The sequence below is a fragment of the Chitinophaga sp. Ak27 genome (assembly GCF_012726295.1).
Classification (GTDB): domain Bacteria; phylum Bacteroidota; class Bacteroidia; order Chitinophagales; family Chitinophagaceae; genus Chitinophaga.
This window is the reverse complement of the sequence record NZ_JABAOB010000002.1, coordinates 1-15388: the sequence shown is the minus strand read 5'-3', so window position 1 is coordinate 15388 and position 15388 is coordinate 1. Positions and strand designations below refer to the sequence as shown.

The following is a 15388-nucleotide window of genomic DNA, read 5'->3' as shown; positions in this document are numbered from 1 at the left end:
GATCGCCAAGCAAGGTAGGTGGGCCAAATTACAATGCTTTAGCAGGTGCCATTAATTCGGACATTTATTATCAGTGTAAAGTGTATTCCACAGATTTTAACATTATAAAATGTTTGACTGTTCGGGACGCGAAATGTTTAATGTAGCCGGTTTTTTATCCCGTCAATTAACTCCCAATAAAAGGTATTCTATAGCTATCTTATTTTCCCCAGTGCAGAAATTTCCTATTTTTGAACATCACCACCATGCTATCCAACATATGAATACTAAAATACATACCACCAATTACCAGGATACCTTTATCGAAGTGGCAACAGATACGAAGGCCGTCAATGGCACCAGGCCTCCTTCCAAAGGCGATAAAAAAAGTATTGCCGAACTGCAATACGAACTGATTGCGAAGCATCCTTATCAATATACCTCGGACGACGTACTGTTCCTGGTATTTGCTGAAAGGAATGACCTGACTAAGGCAGCATATAAGCAGGCAAGGGAACAGTTTTTCTCTAAAGGGCAGGCCTGCCTGAGAGCCTCTCCCTTAACCAAAACCTATGGTTTCGGTGTTCATTGTGACAGTCACGGAAAAGTGGCCATTTATGGGGTAGAGACACCGGCTTATGAAAAATTTGTGGCCGATGGACAGCTAAAGAAAGTGAAAGCCATGCGTTCAAAACGATAAAAAAATCAGCTGTTGGAAGCAGTCACTTATTCCACTGTTTCCAGCAGCTGTTCCTTTTCCAGGAGTTGCAGTAATGCCTGTTCGGCCAGGCTTAAGTTGGCAACTTCCACCTCCTCTGCACCATTGAATTGATCTATATAGCGGAAGATGGTTCCTTCTTCGTAGCTTTTCATGATAGTGGGATGTATATAATACTTTTTGCAGACTGTTCGCGTATTGCCCAGGTTGAGCGCTACCTTATCAATCACCATCACCAGCTTTCGCTTGCACTCAGCCATGGTGGTAAATTCACCCGCTTCTTTGATGGCATAGAGTGCATTAATACTACCTGCCCAGGTACGGAAATCCTTGGCGGTAAAATCTTCAGCGGTAATGGCTTTCAGGTAGTCGTTGATATCGCCCGACCCTATGGTGCAGGGCTCGCCTTGTTCATTGTAGTATTGAAACAGGTCTTTACCGGGAATATCGCGGCACTGCTTTACAATGCGGGCCAACCTTTTACTTTTCAGTGATACCTTTTGCAACACACCTTTTTTTCCTTTGAATTGAAACCAGATTTTTGCCCCATCTACCTTTACATGACGATTCATCAGCGTGGTTAATCCAAAAGAACCGTAGAGTTTTTTATACGATTCGTTACCCACCCTGATGCTGGTAAGCTCCATCAGACGTACTACCAGCGCCACTACTTTTTCATGGTCGAGCTGATGCCGGGACAGATCTTTGTCTACCTGCGCCCGTATAGCCGGCAAAAAATCAGCAAAATGTTGCATCCGGTGATATTTGGTTTGGTTGCGTACCTTATTCCACGCTGCATGATAACGGTATTGCTTGCGCCCCGCCGCATCGATGCCCGTAAACAGCAGGTGACTGTTTTCATACGGCGATATCCATACCTGCGTATACGCTGGAGGGATAACCAGTTTACGAAACCTGTCGATCAGCATCTTATCTTTCACCAATATGCCGTTGGGGTCATAGTAGCTCCAGCCTTTGCCGGCTTTTCTACGGGAATAGCCCGGGGTGGTATCTGAAACATAACGCAGGCCGATTGCTTTTGCCGTAAACTTCGGGTCACGGCCGATCTGCTCCAATGTTTTTACGGTATTTTCCATACGGATAACTAACACCTTTTGCGTGCCAAAATTGGATCTGAGGAGTTCGCATGGATATTTGCGGAGAAAAATAGCTACATTTAAGCCGCATTAATAGCTATAAGCTGTACAGCCAGCCACATGGCCGGCTTTAAAAAATTATGATCACATCAACGGGGTGATGACCATTACCTCCAACAACCGTTCAGCTAATGAAAAAGGAAGGGCTCAAAGAAAATAACCGGAATAAAAAACCGCGCAAAAAAGCAGCCGTATTGCCCGATGATGCCCTTCCTAAAACAGTTGACTTTTATAAAACAGAGCGGGAAATCCTTTTGGCATTAAGTAATGACCTCACTAAGGTGCGCGATAAAAATGATCTTATCCTGCTTTTCAAAAAAAGTATTAAAGGGTTATTTTATATCAGCCATACAATCGTTACGCTCATCGATTATAAAGATGATACCTATACGCCGTTTCTGCTGGATAATGACGGTTCCCCTATCCGTTCGCACGACCGGTACCAGGAGATGGTACAATCCCGTTTTTTATTGAATGAACCATTTATTCAATCTGTGTTGCAGGCGGAGGCGCCTATCTCTTTTTTGCTGAAAGATGTGATGGATCAGCCGCAAAGCCCGCCTTTCCTGCGCGTAAATTATGAAAAGGGCGTCAGGGAAATCATGATGGCCAAATTAATGAAGGGCGGCAAGCCTTTGGGATTTCTACATATTTATAGCGACCAACCTGAGGGCTTTAGTGCAGCTTTCAGAAGTATTATCAACGGCATTGTGCCGCAAATATCCAGTGCGGTCTCCAACATTATCAAGAATGAAGCATTATTGAAAGAAGAGCAGGAAAAATCTTTCCTCCTGGACTTTTCCAGCGAGATGGCCACTGTGCGGACAAAAGAGAGCCTGGCCCGGGCCGTACAGGGAGCATTGCGCCATCTGAGTCCTGGCGGCGATTTTATCATTCGCCGGATCAACGACGATAAAAGCACGATGAGTCCCTATGTATATCATCTCACCCAAGCGCCCAACAAAAAGATATTAACGGCCCTGGAAAATTCCAGTTTTCCCATCAATGATGGACTACAGGACCGTATTCTCAACAGCGCTATACCTGTCTTATTTAATGCCAACAGGGAAATACAGCGCGGTCTCACTGCCGGCTATCTGCCCTACTGGAAACAAATGGGCATTGAAAATTTTGTGGGTATTCGCCTGCGCAATGGAACTACCAACCTGGGTATCTTATTGCTCGACATAGATGACGTCAACGTAAGGCTGTTACAAGGCATTTGTGCGCAGATATCTATTGCGATGGCTAACCTGATGGCCAATGAGCAGAACGATAGAACACAGCAAGAGCAATCGTTCCTATTGGATTTCAGTAAGGATATTACACGGGTGAGAACCCGTGCCGACTTACAGCACGCCATTTTCACAGTACTCGATAAAACCCTGCATACACAGCTGGCCATGATCAGGGTAATAGAGGATGATGGTATTCACTTGTCGCCCTTTATGTACGACCGGTCGCTGTTTACCAACGCGAAAGATACATTTGATGACCTGGCTGGCCATAAAATCACCATTGATGAAACGTATACGGCGCAGGTATTGGCAAGTGAGGAAGGCATGCGTTTCAGTGTGGAAGAGGAATGGAAGAATGGTAATGCTTATGCCCGGCTGTGGAAATCGACTGGTTTAAGAAACATGTATGCGTTACCGTTGCGGGTAGGTGATAAAAATATTGGCACTATCTGGCTGCTGGCTAATCGCCTAAGCCCGTTGCTGGTAAAGGGTATCTGCGCGCAGATAGCCATGGCCATTGCCAATATCCAGGCCAACGAAAAATTGCTGATGTATAAAAAGAAGCTGGAAGTAGAAAATGACTACCTTAAAGAACAGATCCAGACCATCTATAATTTTTCAGAGATCATCGGCAACAGCGGTCCTATGCAGCGTGTATATCGCCTGATTTCGCTGGTAGCCGATTCCAATACAACGGTATTGATATCCGGGGAAACGGGGACAGGGAAAGAATTAATTGCAAGAGCCATACATAATGCATCTTCCCGGAAGGACAAGTTAATGGTAAAGGTAAATTGTGCCGCATTGCCCACCAGCCTGATTGAAAGCGAACTATTCGGGCATGAACGGGGAGCATTTACCGGGGCTATTGACCGGCGTATAGGCAAATTTGAATTAGCCAATAACAGTACCCTTTTCCTGGATGAGATCGGGGAATTACCCCTGGACGCTCAGGCAAAGTTGTTGCGCGTTATCCAGGAGCGCGAGCTGGAGCGGATAGGGGGAAAACAAACCATCAAGCTGGACGTTCGCCTGATTGTGGCCACCAATCGCAGCCTCGAGGAAGAAGTGAAAGCAGGCCGTTTCAGGGCAGATCTTTATTTCCGGCTCAATGTATTTCCGATACATTTGCCTCCGTTACGTGAACGTGCGGAAGATATTGAACCACTCACCCATTTCTTTGTACAGAAATACGCCCGGAGTGCCGGCCGCCCTATAAAAGACATCTCGCCCCAAGTATGGCATAAGCTGCGTAGCTATGCCTGGCCGGGCAACGTACGGGAGTTGGAACACTTTATAGAACGCAGCATAATATTATCAGAAGATGGTAAGATAGCCGATGTATATATTCCGGAGGTAACTGCCGAAGATAAAAAAAGTGCAGCGTATTCCGCTAGTCGTTCGTTAGATGAAGTAGAGCGCGATTACATTATCGAAACATTGAAACGTTGTGGCGGTAAAATTTCTGGTGCTGGCGGCGCCGCCGATATACTGAAAATACCGGGTAATACCCTGCATTCCAAAATGAAAAAGCTCGGTATTCATAAGAGTGATTATTTCTCCTGAATGCCTTCCTCTCTTCACTTCATACCGTGAATCCGGTCGTAATTTCACGAAATACAGTGAAAAAATAATTACAAACTTTCATTAGCTAATTGATTTTCAGACTTTTAAAATAATTGGTATTGGCTTTGGCTTAACCAGGTCAACTTTTCACAATTAAAAAAAGAGCTATGAAAATCGTAGTTATCGGCGGTTCCGGCCTTATCGGAACAAAAGTAGTGGCGCAACTTCGTCAGCAAGGACACCAGGTGATTGCAGCGTCTCCGTCTACGGGCATTGATACGATAACAGGGGAAGGCTTAGCCGCAGCGATGAAAGACACAGATATTGTGATCGATCTCGCGAACTCTCCATCTTTCGAAGATAAAGCAGTGGTGGAATTCTTCCAGACAGCGGGACGGAATTTGCTGGGTGCAGAAATCAGCGCTGGCGTAAAGCATCACGTGGCGCTGTCTATTGTGGGTGTTGACATCATGCAGAACATTGGCTATATGCGTGCCAAGTTGGTGCAGGAAGATTTGATCCGTCAGTCTGGCGTACCTTATACGATTATCCGGAGTACGCAATTCTTTGAATTTATCGGTGGCATTGCCAACCAGGCCACCCGTGATGGGGAAGTACACCTTTCTGATGTAAAGTTCCAGCCCATCGCCTCAGACGATGTGGCGGCATTTGTAGTTAAATATGCCCTGGCCGCGCCGCTCAATGGCAAAGTAGAAATCGCGGGGCCCGACCGGTTTGACATGTACCAGGTGGCAGCACGCTACCTGCAATACATGAGCGATCCGCGTAAAGTGATAGCGAATGGCAAACCCGAGTATTTTGGCGGGGAAGTGACGCATACTGCATTGGTGCCAGCCGGCGCTGCCAACCTGGGCGCCATTAGCTTTGAAAAGTGGCTCAGCACACAATTGCAGCGTGTATAACGCTTTCAACGGGCTACCTGCCCGAACTCAGGCGGTAGCCCGTTTATTTATTCTTAACTATTATTCCTTAATATAATGCACTTCCCTTTTTTGCCTCACGCCGGAGGCCCTAAATCCGGCGCCGATAAAGATACCCTGGTTCCATTACACGAACAGGAACATAACACCAGTGAAGGTGGCGAATTTCTTGATGATGCCATTCGTATGGATGACGAATCACCCATAGAACAAGAAAAAAGCGGCAACATCGTGGAAGAAGACTGATCTGGCTCCTATTCTTTATAGGTTAAACTTTTCTTATGAAAAAATACTTATCGCTCACCGACGCACTGTCAGATCTGAAACAAAGAGGCTACAACGCAGATTTTACCGCTGAAACGGACACCCTTTGTTTGTATAGCGGGGAATTTGACACACGCTTGGATCCGCGGGAGTTTCATGTGGATGAATGCTACCGGTTCGACTGTAATAGCAACTACAATAGTAATGCAGTACTCTACGCTATATCGGTGCCCGCCTCCGGCGTGAGAGGTACATTGATAGATGAAACAGGAACGCTATCCTGTAGCCTGGTATTTGATAACAAGTTACAAATACTTCTCAGCCCATTGGATTAAATCAAGTTATTTTTCATGTATACCGGAAAATCGTACAAAATATCTGAGTTTCTTTTCTGGACGCGCCGCAACATCCTCTGGCTGTTACTGATGGGCACCATTCCCACCATATTATACCAGGTATTCGGTTTCAAATGGTTGTCTGTTCCCTGGCCAATTGTAGCTTTTCTTGGAACTGCCGCCGCTTTCGTTGTAGGGTTTAAAAACCAGCAGACTTATAATCGTACCTGGGAAGCCCGGGAAACCTGGGGAACCACTATCAGCGCCAGCAGGACCTGGGCTATGATGTGCCGGGATTTCATCACCGACACCGACATCGCACAACAAATGATTTACCGCCACCTGGCCTGGCTCACTGCCTTACGCTACCAGCTAAGGACTACACGCAACTGGGAATCTACCGGCAAGTCGTACAACAGGGAGTATGCACGGTTTTATAGCATTCCTGAAAAAGAAATTCCCATAAGAACGGAGTTAGCAAAATACATCTCCACAGGTGAACTGGATACCATTCTTTCTCAGCATCATCCTGCTATGCAACTGTTAAATCATCAAAGTAACGCATTAACAAAGCTGGCCAACGAAGGGCGCCTGGATAATTCCCGCTTTTTTGAATTACATAAATCACTGAGGGAGTTTTCGGCACTCCAGGGGAAAAGTGAAAAAATCAAAAACTTTCCTTATCCAAGGCAGTATGCTACTGTCAATCGGATTTTTGTATGGCTGTTTTGCCTGTTGCTGCCCTTTGCCATGCTCAAGGAGTTCAATGAACTCAATAATGTTGCATCCGGCATGTTTAAGGGCCAAATGGTATGGTTGGTGATTCCCTTCAGCGTTTTAATATCATGGGTATATACTTCGCTGGAGCAGGTGGGAGAAAGTACAGAGAATCCATTTGAAGGCAATGCCAATGATATTCCCATTTCCCAGATGAGCAGGAGCTTAGAGCGGGATATTTTCGAGATGCTGGGTAAACCGGATCTGCCGCCGGCATTTGACTTCCGGAATAATATAGTCTTGTAGCCGGTCCCTGTCCGTACCAACAGTATTCATAAGCCATTCTCCGAGCGGCTTATGAATACTGTTGGCGCGGACATCAACCATATAAATATCAGTCCATATATCAACAACTCTACCGGTAAGCATAAAGTACGGTTATAATCCTGCAGCGCAGAGAGGCTTAATAAAAGGTCCGCAAAATGTACGGAGAGATAAAGCAGGTTTATACCCAATGCCAGTTTTATCAACCGGTTGAGTGGATACTGTGAGCTGAAGGTACGTAGCAGCAAGAAGCTCGATACCATGCCAGCTGCCGTTACGGGAAAATCGAGATATCTATATAGCTTCAGAAACTGGTAATATTCCCCGAGTATACCTTCCTGAACACCAGGGCCATTCATTTCCATCATTAGATCCGGTAATATCCGCTGTATTCTGAATAACGAGATCGCCAGCAGACATATCTTCACGCCGAAGAAAAAGAAAATTCCTAACAGCGCAGTGACAGACGCCGTTGGTGAAACAGGAAAGTTATGCACACATATTACTACGAACGGATACAGTATTACAAATGAACCCACCAGCATTACAGCTGATGACGCCAGATACAGTGGCCAGCCTCCCTTGAACATCGCTGTACGCAACGTAGTATCCACTGGCGGATCCACATAGAATACATAGCTTTTAAATGAAATCGCCAGCATGTAGATGAGTACCATGCAGGCCGCGGTGAGATAGGCTGTCCGGGATAATGAAGTAGTTCTCAAATAGCCTGGTTTTATTTGGATTATTTCTTTTCCAATTTCTTTATCTGGTCGCTTAACTCCAATAACAATTGTTGTTGGCGTTGTATTAACTGCTGCTGCTGCTCCAGTTGCTTTTGCTGATCTATTAAATACAAAGTCAACTCCTCTATTTTCTTCATTTGCCTTTGCTGCATATCACCTACATCCAGTCCCTCCTTTACAATTTCAGCTTCAGCGGGAATACCAGGAAGATGTTTATTATCGGAAATGTACTTTTCCACGGCAGGCAATGACGGCAGTCTATAACCGGGATCAAATACATAATCTGACCAGCCGGTCATGGTTACTTTGACCCTTTGGGAGGTGAGTGTTCCGGCTACGGCCAGCAACGATTGCGGGGCGCTTGTACCAATACCCACGTTGCCGTTATCCATTAACGTAAAGCGAGGGGCACATAACCCTGATGGGCAACCAATGCTATCATATGCCCAAAACTGGAGACTGTTACCATAGCTTCCACTCATGTTCATTATTTTCCAACTCCTCGCGGTACCCAGTGTTTTCTTTGCCGGGTTATCGAGTACAATCATCCCACCAATGCCCGGATCACTAATAGTGCTGGTAATCGGTCCATTTATCTTTGCATTTCCTGCTACTTCCAGTCTCGCGGTAGGACTTGCAACACCTATACCCACAAGACCTGCGGCGTTGATACGCATCCGTTCCAGGGCGGAAGTTCCGAAAACGATGTTCTGCTGCATGTCGGGCACGATGGAATATCCGCTTAAGTCTATATACGACTTCGTACTCGCATTCGTCCCTCCTCCCGCAGTTAATCTCAAAAAACCGTCATCCTGATAATAGGAAGTACTCTTTCCCCTGATTTCGTAGGAAGTACCATTAGTAATAGGCGGCCGGTTAGAGGAATTACTCAGCCCCCAACTAAGGGCTATACCTCCATTTACCTGGAGTTTACTGAAACCATCATCTGTGGACCCCAGTACAACACGGTTGGTGGTTGTATTTCCATTGGTGGTCACCGATTGCAGGTCCTGGGATTTAGCGCATACAGTAAGAAGTCCCAGGGTGGCGGTAAACAAACATTTTTTCATAGATATAATAAAATTTACTGCTACTAATGTAGTTTATTCTTTGATTTTTCTAGTATCAATACCAGCTAGTTTGATAGTCGCAGACCACCACCATCTCCCGTTGTATAGTAGCCCAATACTTCTGCTACATCGTTTACTGTTCCCGGGGTTGTAGACAAGGACGAAATACGCTGAATAATCATAGACTGAAATTTTAGAAGTACAAAAATTGATTGTTCTTCTAAAATAATCCAGCGATCCGCATTGTATGTACGTATCAAATTTTCATTTTTATCCGCTCGCAACTTGCAAAGTTGCTTCCCTGCATTACGCACCCCAATATCCATTCAACAGGAAATAACCGCCACCTATCAGCAAAAGATCTACCGCCGCCGCCAGCAGGCTCAATGACCATCCAAAAATTTTCCAATAGCTGAGAAACCTTACTGTATCGGGCTTTCCCGGCTCAAATATAAATGCAGCTTTCTCTCCCAATTGCCATTCGAACGATGAAGATGTAGCGTCATGTCTGTACGTAATTGTTTCCTGCTGCCGGCTGGGGATATCGAAAACAGGAATATACCAGGTGCCCTCATCATCTGTTCTTTCCACAAGTTGCACAACAGTACCCAAAGCCCGCTCACCATTTTTCACAAAGGCCAGTCTGCCTTTCAGGCTCGTTAACGCACCCGCTAATAGTAAAGCCCCTACGATTATAAAAATGAGATATGTGATCATCTGTTTAACTTTAAATAATTCGCCTTTTAACAATGGTAGCTGCCTCCGGCAATCTTATCAGTGGGCTAAGCAAAAAGTAACCAGCGCCAACAATAACCAACGGGATAGCAATGGCCAGAAAAAGTATCGCCCAGTTGAAAAGCCAAAAATAACTCATCATCGTAGCAGAGTCCGGATTCTCCGGATCGTACAAAAAGGTAGCTTCTTCCCCGATATCCCAGGCCGCAGGGTTACTTGCGGCCGCATGATGGTAAATAATCTGATCATTCTCTTTTGTCTTCACAGCAAAAACCGGCGAGTAGGCGTCGTCAATATCTTCGAGCGAGATAACCGTACCAACGGTCCGCTCACTTCTGCGGATGAAATCAATAGACTGTTTAAATTTGTATAAGGAAACAGTAAGTAAAATGATACCGGCTAACAAATATAGTTTGTACCACATAGGATGAATTGAATTGTATTATAAAATGTTATATCGAGGCCGTATCATTCAGTTTCTTCAATGCTTTGTCTTCATGCGCCAACAAAGGTAAAAGCTGCTCCTCTGGCAAAGAAGAAGGAGCTGGTATAAAAACAACCCTGGGATAATTGATAATCCTATGATACAGCGCCCTGGCTCTTGCGAGATGAAAGTCGGATGTTAGAATTACCAATATGTCAGGTTGCTCCTCAAGCACCAAATCTTTAGTCATTTGAAAGTCTTCGATGGTGTTGGAAGAAGACGGACACTTGAGGAAAGCATCCACAGGAATGCCCCGGTCTGTCAGGTATTTCTTAGCGTAATAATAATGCGGCTTATCAGTTGTATTAAAATGCTGACCAAAGCCTCCTGTACAAACAAGTTTAAAATCATTGTTTGCGTCATAGAAATTATAAACACATGCTAACCTGTCTTCTGCCATTTGTGATAAGTTTCCCAAGTGATCGTTGGGTGCGCCAAGTACAATCAATAGTTTATTCATAAAATTCGTTCCTGTTGGGTTACCTCAAATCGTATTATCCTGATGATGATAATAATTAAAAGGTACTCAATTTATTAAAATAAACGGGCATGAAAATGACTTATATTTAGGAGCAAGCCATTCTTTCTCTTATATTTATTTCCTCAACAATATCATTTATGAATAAAAGTCGGCTGGAAGCCTTTAGCGATGGCGTAATTGCCATCATCATCACCATTATGGTCCTGGAAATAAAAACGCCGCACAGCGCCGAGTGGAGGGACCTGCTGCCCTTGTACCCGGTAGCCTTGAGCTATATACTGAGTTTTATTTACGTAGCTATTTATTGGGGCAATCATCACCATCTGCTGCACACTGTTAAAAAGGTAACGCCATCCATTATATGGGCCAATGCCCATCTATTATTCTGGTTATCCCTGATTCCTTTTGCCACTGCCTGGATGGGAGAAAACCACTTTGCAGCGCACACAGTTATTGTTTATGCAATATTCCTGATGCTGGTAGGCGGCGCTTTTACCATCCTGCAGTTCACCATCGTCAAATCAAATCCTTATTCAGCGGAGATGCGGGGAGTGTTAAAACGGCAACAACGCAAAGCCTTGTTATCTGTTACCATTTACCTGGTAGCTATAGGGATGACCTTCGTAAATACAGCTATTTCCGGCGCATTGATTTTCCTGGTGGCCGTACTCTGGTTTATCCCGGATAATAATATTGCCAAGGCGCTGGAATCGTAATAAATGACCGCGGGTACTACCGAAAACATCCGGTAGTACCCGCTAGAGGCACAATTGGCACTTTATTACCTTTTAAAGTAAAAATATCTTTCCTATTTTTGGGATGAACGAAATGGCAACAAATATCTACACGAGTGAATTGTGGGAGCAAAAATTTTTTGATTGCCTGGCAATTGAATTTTCTGCTCCATCCTATTTCAAGGTGCATCATTTACTTGTAATCACCTATATGTTGCAAACAGATGGTTACAGCCCCGGATATTTCCATGAAGCAATCAAATTACTCGAAGGCTTTCTTTACGAGGGAATATCTCCGAAACAATTTATCGAGTTCCATCAAAACTCATCTGATTATAAACATGGTATTGAAAATAAGCAGCAACGAAATTTAAATCGATTTGACTGGGAAATTGATATATTGAGCATTAGCACCTTGAATGCAGCTGCCTACTGCCGGGATGTTCGGCACTGGGCAGAGAATGTTTTACAAATAATTAAAAATAAACTCACTGAAAAATCATATTGATTTTTCGGCTATTAGACAATCAATTCATCCGGATCACACATGGACTATGGTATTATACAACCGCCCAAACATCTTACCGACTATGTTCGATTCTATTGGTTTGTAGAAGGAAACCTTCCGTATGTGCATCATGCTTTTGCTTATCCCTGCCCCGAATTTATCTTTTGTTACAAAGGATATTTCAAGTATGGCATGGAACATCGTAAAGATACCATGCTTACTTCCGGCATATTCGGACAAACAGCCACCTTTAGCCGGGTGACTTTAAATAATGAGTACTTTGGCATTTTTGGCATCTACCTGTACCCTCATGCATTTCCTCAATTATTCCGCCTACCTGCAAGCGAACTTTCCAGTCATTATGCCGCCATGAGCGCCGTACTGGGAAAAGATGGTGAGATACTTGAAGATAAAATGATATTAGCGTCAAATAATGCCCAAAGAGCGAAAATTGTATCAAACTTCCTGGAAGCAAGGCTAAAAAATGTAAGAACCGAGTACTCACCTATCTCCTCGGCAATTACTACTATTGTGAATGCTTATCAAACAAGTTCGGTACAAACTTTAGCCGATACCAATTTCCTGTCATTGCGACAATTCGAGAGGCGATTCAAAGAATTATCGGGTTTCCGACCAAAGTCATTTTTACGGATCATGAGGTTTAATTCTGTTCTCACTAAAGATTTTCAAGACAAATCTTTAACTGAAATAGGTGTCGAATCCGGCTATTATGACCAATCGCACTTCATTCATGATTTCCAAAAGTTTTCCGGGATCAGCCCCAAAGAATACTTCAAAAGAAAATCGCTGGCAGCGGCCGGTAGAGGTACGGTAGAGTTTACATAACAGCATGTCGTTTTTTTACAATTTTGTCTTTCATGAGAAAGATAATTTTGTAATCGAAAATATAAATACATACCGATATGGGAAAAATTACCTTATTCATTCTAACCATCACCTTGATCGTAGCTGGTTGTTTATTTACAACTACACAAATATTTTCTCAGGGCGCTGACATCGTAAATAAAACAGGCACTGCTGAAACAAAAAAGCCAGGCCTTTTTAATGAAGGTGGTTATGTAAAAGGTATCACGCCAGCACGCGCTATCGGGCTAGCTGAATTGCTTTTAAGTATACTAAGTATCGTCTTTGCCGTTCGGGCCAGGAAACGCTCTTCTTTAACAGGAAAAAAAACAGCCCTCACGCTAGGCTTACTGGCAATTACCTCCAGTATCCTGCATTTCGCTACAACAGCAGGCGCCGTGTTTGGGTCGGGCAGTGGAAAAGCAGGCGCAATCCTCGCCATAATATTAAGTTTGGTAGGGATAGTGCTTAGCGGATCGATTCTTCGACGAGAAAGCATGAGTCGCCAAAAGTAACAGGCTCGAGGCGATTATGAAATATAAAAAAAGAGTGCGAATTTCGTAATAACGTAATTACAGTCGGCAGTCATTATATAGCAATACCCCACAAACTTTTGAGCAAACAATATGCAAGAACAAAAAGGGAAACATGAAGGCTTACAACATAATGAGCTGGGAATAAAGGTTCGCTCAGACGACAATCCTTATCTTTCAGCTGATATGCAACAAAAAATCCTGCAACCGCGCAGGTTATCTTCTTATTTTATTGTACTAATTGAAAGCGGGTCAATTACATACCATTTAGACGCACAAGACTTCACACTTACTGACGGCCACCTTCTTTTTGCAATGCCCAATCAGATTTTTACGCCACCCGCTAAAACAGGCGATCTTAAATATTTCAAGCTACTGTTTGACGAAAATACATTGGCATTGTTGCCACAACAATTTCCCTTTTTAGTCAACCCTTCAAATGCACAAACCATCGTTCTTGACAATCCTGCAAAAGAAAGAGTAATAAAAGTTTTTGAAATTTTAAACCAGCTACTTCTCTCAGATAAATATGCGACCGACACTGAAATAATATTAGCTTATGTGAACTCATTGCTATCAGAATTTAACAGCGCTTATTTCAAAAACAAAGGACCCGTCAATATCTTAAACACTAACCTTTCAAAGTTTGCCGAGTTCAAATTAGTCGTGGAAACGTCCCTTACAGAACAACCTTCTATCAATGCAATTGCAGAAAAATTAGCTTTATCTACCAACAGTTTGTACCGGATTGTAAAAGAATACGCAGGAACGTCGCCTAAAGATTATTTTATTAACCGTTTGATGGCGGAAGCGCAGCGGAGGTTACGCTATTCCAATACATCTGTCAAAGAACTGGCCTATGAATTGGGCTTTAATGACCCTGATTATTTTTCCAGGCTCTTCAAGAAAAGTACGGGAAAAAGTGCCAGTGATTTTTTGCCCAGGCAAGATTTGTCGGGGAAATAAGTTGAATTGTCCATTTCCGCTATTTTTTGGCCCTCTACTTTTGCTTTATAAAATTCACAGCAATGAAATTTGCATTAGTAACAGGCGCCAACAAAAGCATTGGCTTTGAAGTTGCCCGGCAACTTGCTCAACGGGGAATCTATGTTTACCTCGGCAGCCGTAATGTAGAAAACGGTGTTGAAGCCGTTGATAAATTAAAAGCGGAGGGATTAAACAATGTAGAAACTATTCCGCTCGACATTACAGATGACGAATCAGTAGTCAAAGCCCGTAAAGAAATAGGTAAAAAAACAAACGTGTTGGACATACTTATTAACAATGCAGGTGTTTATGGTGGTTATCCACAAACGGCACTCGACTCAACTATCGACCAGTTTAAAGCGGCTTATGATACAAATGTTTACGGTGTGGTGCGGGTTACGCAGGCATTTATTGATTTATTAAAAAATTCGCCAGCACCCCGTATTGTAAATGTAAGTTCAAGCCAGGGTTCCATTACCCTGCACAGCGACCCCACCTACAAATACTACGACTACAAAGGCGCTGTATATCTTTCTTCAAAATCGGCCCTGAATATGTACACCGTTGTTTTGGCGTACGAATTTAAAAATACCAGCTTCAAAATAAATGCCGTTTGCCCGGGATATACAAAAACAGATTTCAATGGACATCGCGGGCCCGGATCCGTTGAAGATGCCGGAAAACGAATAGTAAAATATGCGCTAATTGGCAATGATGGGCCTACAGGAAAATTCTTTAGTGAGGAGAATAATCCCGAAACAGGAGAAATACCTTGGTAAGAACCACTAATAGGGTATTTGTAAAAAAAACGCTTCAGGCCTAAAACCTGAAGCGTCTCCTTCGTGATCCCCTTGGGAGTATCACGTATGTTCGTAATGTCTTGTAGAGTCTGTGTTTTAGAGTGGTGAGCGTTTATTGCTAACCGTAATGCTAACCTGATTACGTATAACCGTTATAGTCAGGAGTAATGATAGGCAAATATAAAGAAATTGATTCTATAATATTCC

18 protein-coding genes are annotated in these 15388 nt (G+C 43.6%); 12 read left to right on the top strand and 6 right to left on the bottom strand.

What is annotated here, in order from left to right; genetic code table 11:
• Positions 1–259 precede the first annotated feature (259 nt).
• Positions 260–679 carry a DUF6157 family protein gene (locus HGH90_RS07980; RefSeq protein ID WP_169190814.1) on the top strand — a complete coding sequence of 140 codons (420 nt, stop codon included), beginning with the start codon at positions 260–262 and terminating at the stop codon, positions 677–679.
• Between the two features lie 26 nt (positions 680–705).
• Here the strand turns inward: HGH90_RS07980 and HGH90_RS07975 are convergent, their stop codons facing one another.
• A complete protein-coding gene (locus tag HGH90_RS07975; protein ID WP_169190813.1) occupies positions 706–1794 on the bottom strand; it encodes a DNA topoisomerase IB in 1089 nt (362 codons plus the stop codon).
• Between the two features lie 191 nt (positions 1795–1985).
• Between HGH90_RS07975 and HGH90_RS07970 the strand changes: the two genes are divergently transcribed.
• The 5 genes from HGH90_RS07970 to HGH90_RS07950 all read left to right on the top strand — a co-directional run bounded on the left by HGH90_RS07970 (position 1986) and on the right by HGH90_RS07950 (position 7221).
• On the top strand, positions 1986–4658 hold the full coding sequence (locus tag HGH90_RS07970) for a sigma 54-interacting transcriptional regulator (protein WP_169190812.1): 2673 nt from the start codon (positions 1986–1988) through the stop codon (positions 4656–4658).
• A gap of 167 nt (positions 4659–4825) precedes the next feature.
• Positions 4826–5581: an SDR family oxidoreductase gene (locus tag HGH90_RS07965; RefSeq protein WP_169190811.1), complete on the top strand. Its 756-nt coding sequence runs from the start codon at positions 4826–4828 to the stop codon at positions 5579–5581.
• A 75-nt stretch (positions 5582–5656) separates the two neighbouring features.
• A complete protein-coding gene (locus HGH90_RS07960; RefSeq protein ID WP_169190810.1) occupies positions 5657–5845 on the top strand; it encodes a hypothetical protein in 189 nt (62 codons plus the stop codon).
• 35 nt (positions 5846–5880) lie between these two features.
• Positions 5881–6198, top strand: coding sequence for a phosphoribosylpyrophosphate synthetase (locus tag HGH90_RS07955; RefSeq protein WP_169190809.1), 318 nt, complete (start codon positions 5881–5883; stop codon positions 6196–6198).
• Positions 6199–6213: 15 nt separating this feature from the next.
• Positions 6214–7221 carry a bestrophin family protein gene (locus tag HGH90_RS07950; protein WP_169190808.1) on the top strand — a complete coding sequence of 336 codons (1008 nt, stop codon included), beginning with the start codon at positions 6214–6216 and terminating at the stop codon, positions 7219–7221.
• Between the two features lie 26 nt (positions 7222–7247).
• On the opposite strand, the gene HGH90_RS07945 is transcribed toward HGH90_RS07950, so the two are convergent.
• The 5 genes from HGH90_RS07945 to HGH90_RS07925 form a co-directional block, all read right to left on the bottom strand.
• Positions 7248–7964, bottom strand: coding sequence for a hypothetical protein (locus tag HGH90_RS07945; protein ID WP_169190807.1), 717 nt, complete (start codon positions 7962–7964; stop codon positions 7248–7250).
• Between the two features lie 20 nt (positions 7965–7984).
• Entirely contained in the window at positions 7985–9055 is a 1071-nt protein-coding gene (locus HGH90_RS07940; RefSeq protein WP_169190806.1) for a hypothetical protein, read from the bottom strand.
• 306 nt (positions 9056–9361) lie between these two features.
• On the bottom strand, positions 9362–9772 hold the full coding sequence (locus tag HGH90_RS07935; protein WP_169190805.1) for a DUF3592 domain-containing protein: 411 nt from the start codon (positions 9770–9772) through the stop codon (positions 9362–9364).
• A 10-nt stretch (positions 9773–9782) separates the two neighbouring features.
• On the bottom strand, positions 9783–10214 hold the full coding sequence (locus tag HGH90_RS07930; protein ID WP_169190804.1) for a DUF3592 domain-containing protein: 432 nt from the start codon (positions 10212–10214) through the stop codon (positions 9783–9785).
• A gap of 28 nt (positions 10215–10242) precedes the next feature.
• A complete protein-coding gene (locus tag HGH90_RS07925) occupies positions 10243–10734 on the bottom strand; it encodes a YdcF family protein (protein WP_169190803.1) in 492 nt (163 codons plus the stop codon).
• A gap of 158 nt (positions 10735–10892) precedes the next feature.
• On the opposite strand from HGH90_RS07925, the gene HGH90_RS07920 reads away from it, so the two are divergent.
• The 6 genes from HGH90_RS07920 (at position 10893) to HGH90_RS07895 (ending at position 15160) form a co-directional block, all read left to right on the top strand.
• Positions 10893–11471 carry a TMEM175 family protein gene (locus tag HGH90_RS07920; protein WP_168764527.1) on the top strand — a complete coding sequence of 193 codons (579 nt, stop codon included), beginning with the start codon at positions 10893–10895 and terminating at the stop codon, positions 11469–11471.
• Between the two features lie 112 nt (positions 11472–11583).
• Complete coding sequence (locus HGH90_RS07915) at positions 11584–11997, top strand: DUF5946 family protein (RefSeq protein WP_169190802.1); 414 nt, start codon at positions 11584–11586, stop codon at positions 11995–11997.
• A 39-nt stretch (positions 11998–12036) separates the two neighbouring features.
• Complete coding sequence (locus tag HGH90_RS07910) at positions 12037–12843, top strand: helix-turn-helix domain-containing protein (protein ID WP_168764529.1); 807 nt, start codon at positions 12037–12039, stop codon at positions 12841–12843.
• Positions 12844–12920: 77 nt separating this feature from the next.
• Positions 12921–13376 carry a DUF6223 family protein gene (locus tag HGH90_RS07905; protein ID WP_169190801.1) on the top strand — a complete coding sequence of 152 codons (456 nt, stop codon included), beginning with the start codon at positions 12921–12923 and terminating at the stop codon, positions 13374–13376.
• A gap of 111 nt (positions 13377–13487) precedes the next feature.
• Positions 13488–14360, top strand: coding sequence for a helix-turn-helix domain-containing protein (locus HGH90_RS07900; protein WP_168764531.1), 873 nt, complete (start codon positions 13488–13490; stop codon positions 14358–14360).
• 62 nt (positions 14361–14422) lie between these two features.
• The gene (locus HGH90_RS07895; protein WP_169190800.1) at positions 14423–15160 is read left to right on the top strand and encodes an SDR family oxidoreductase; all 738 of its coding nucleotides are present in this window, start codon (positions 14423–14425) and stop codon (positions 15158–15160) included.
• The last annotated feature ends 228 nt before the right edge of the window (positions 15161–15388 follow it).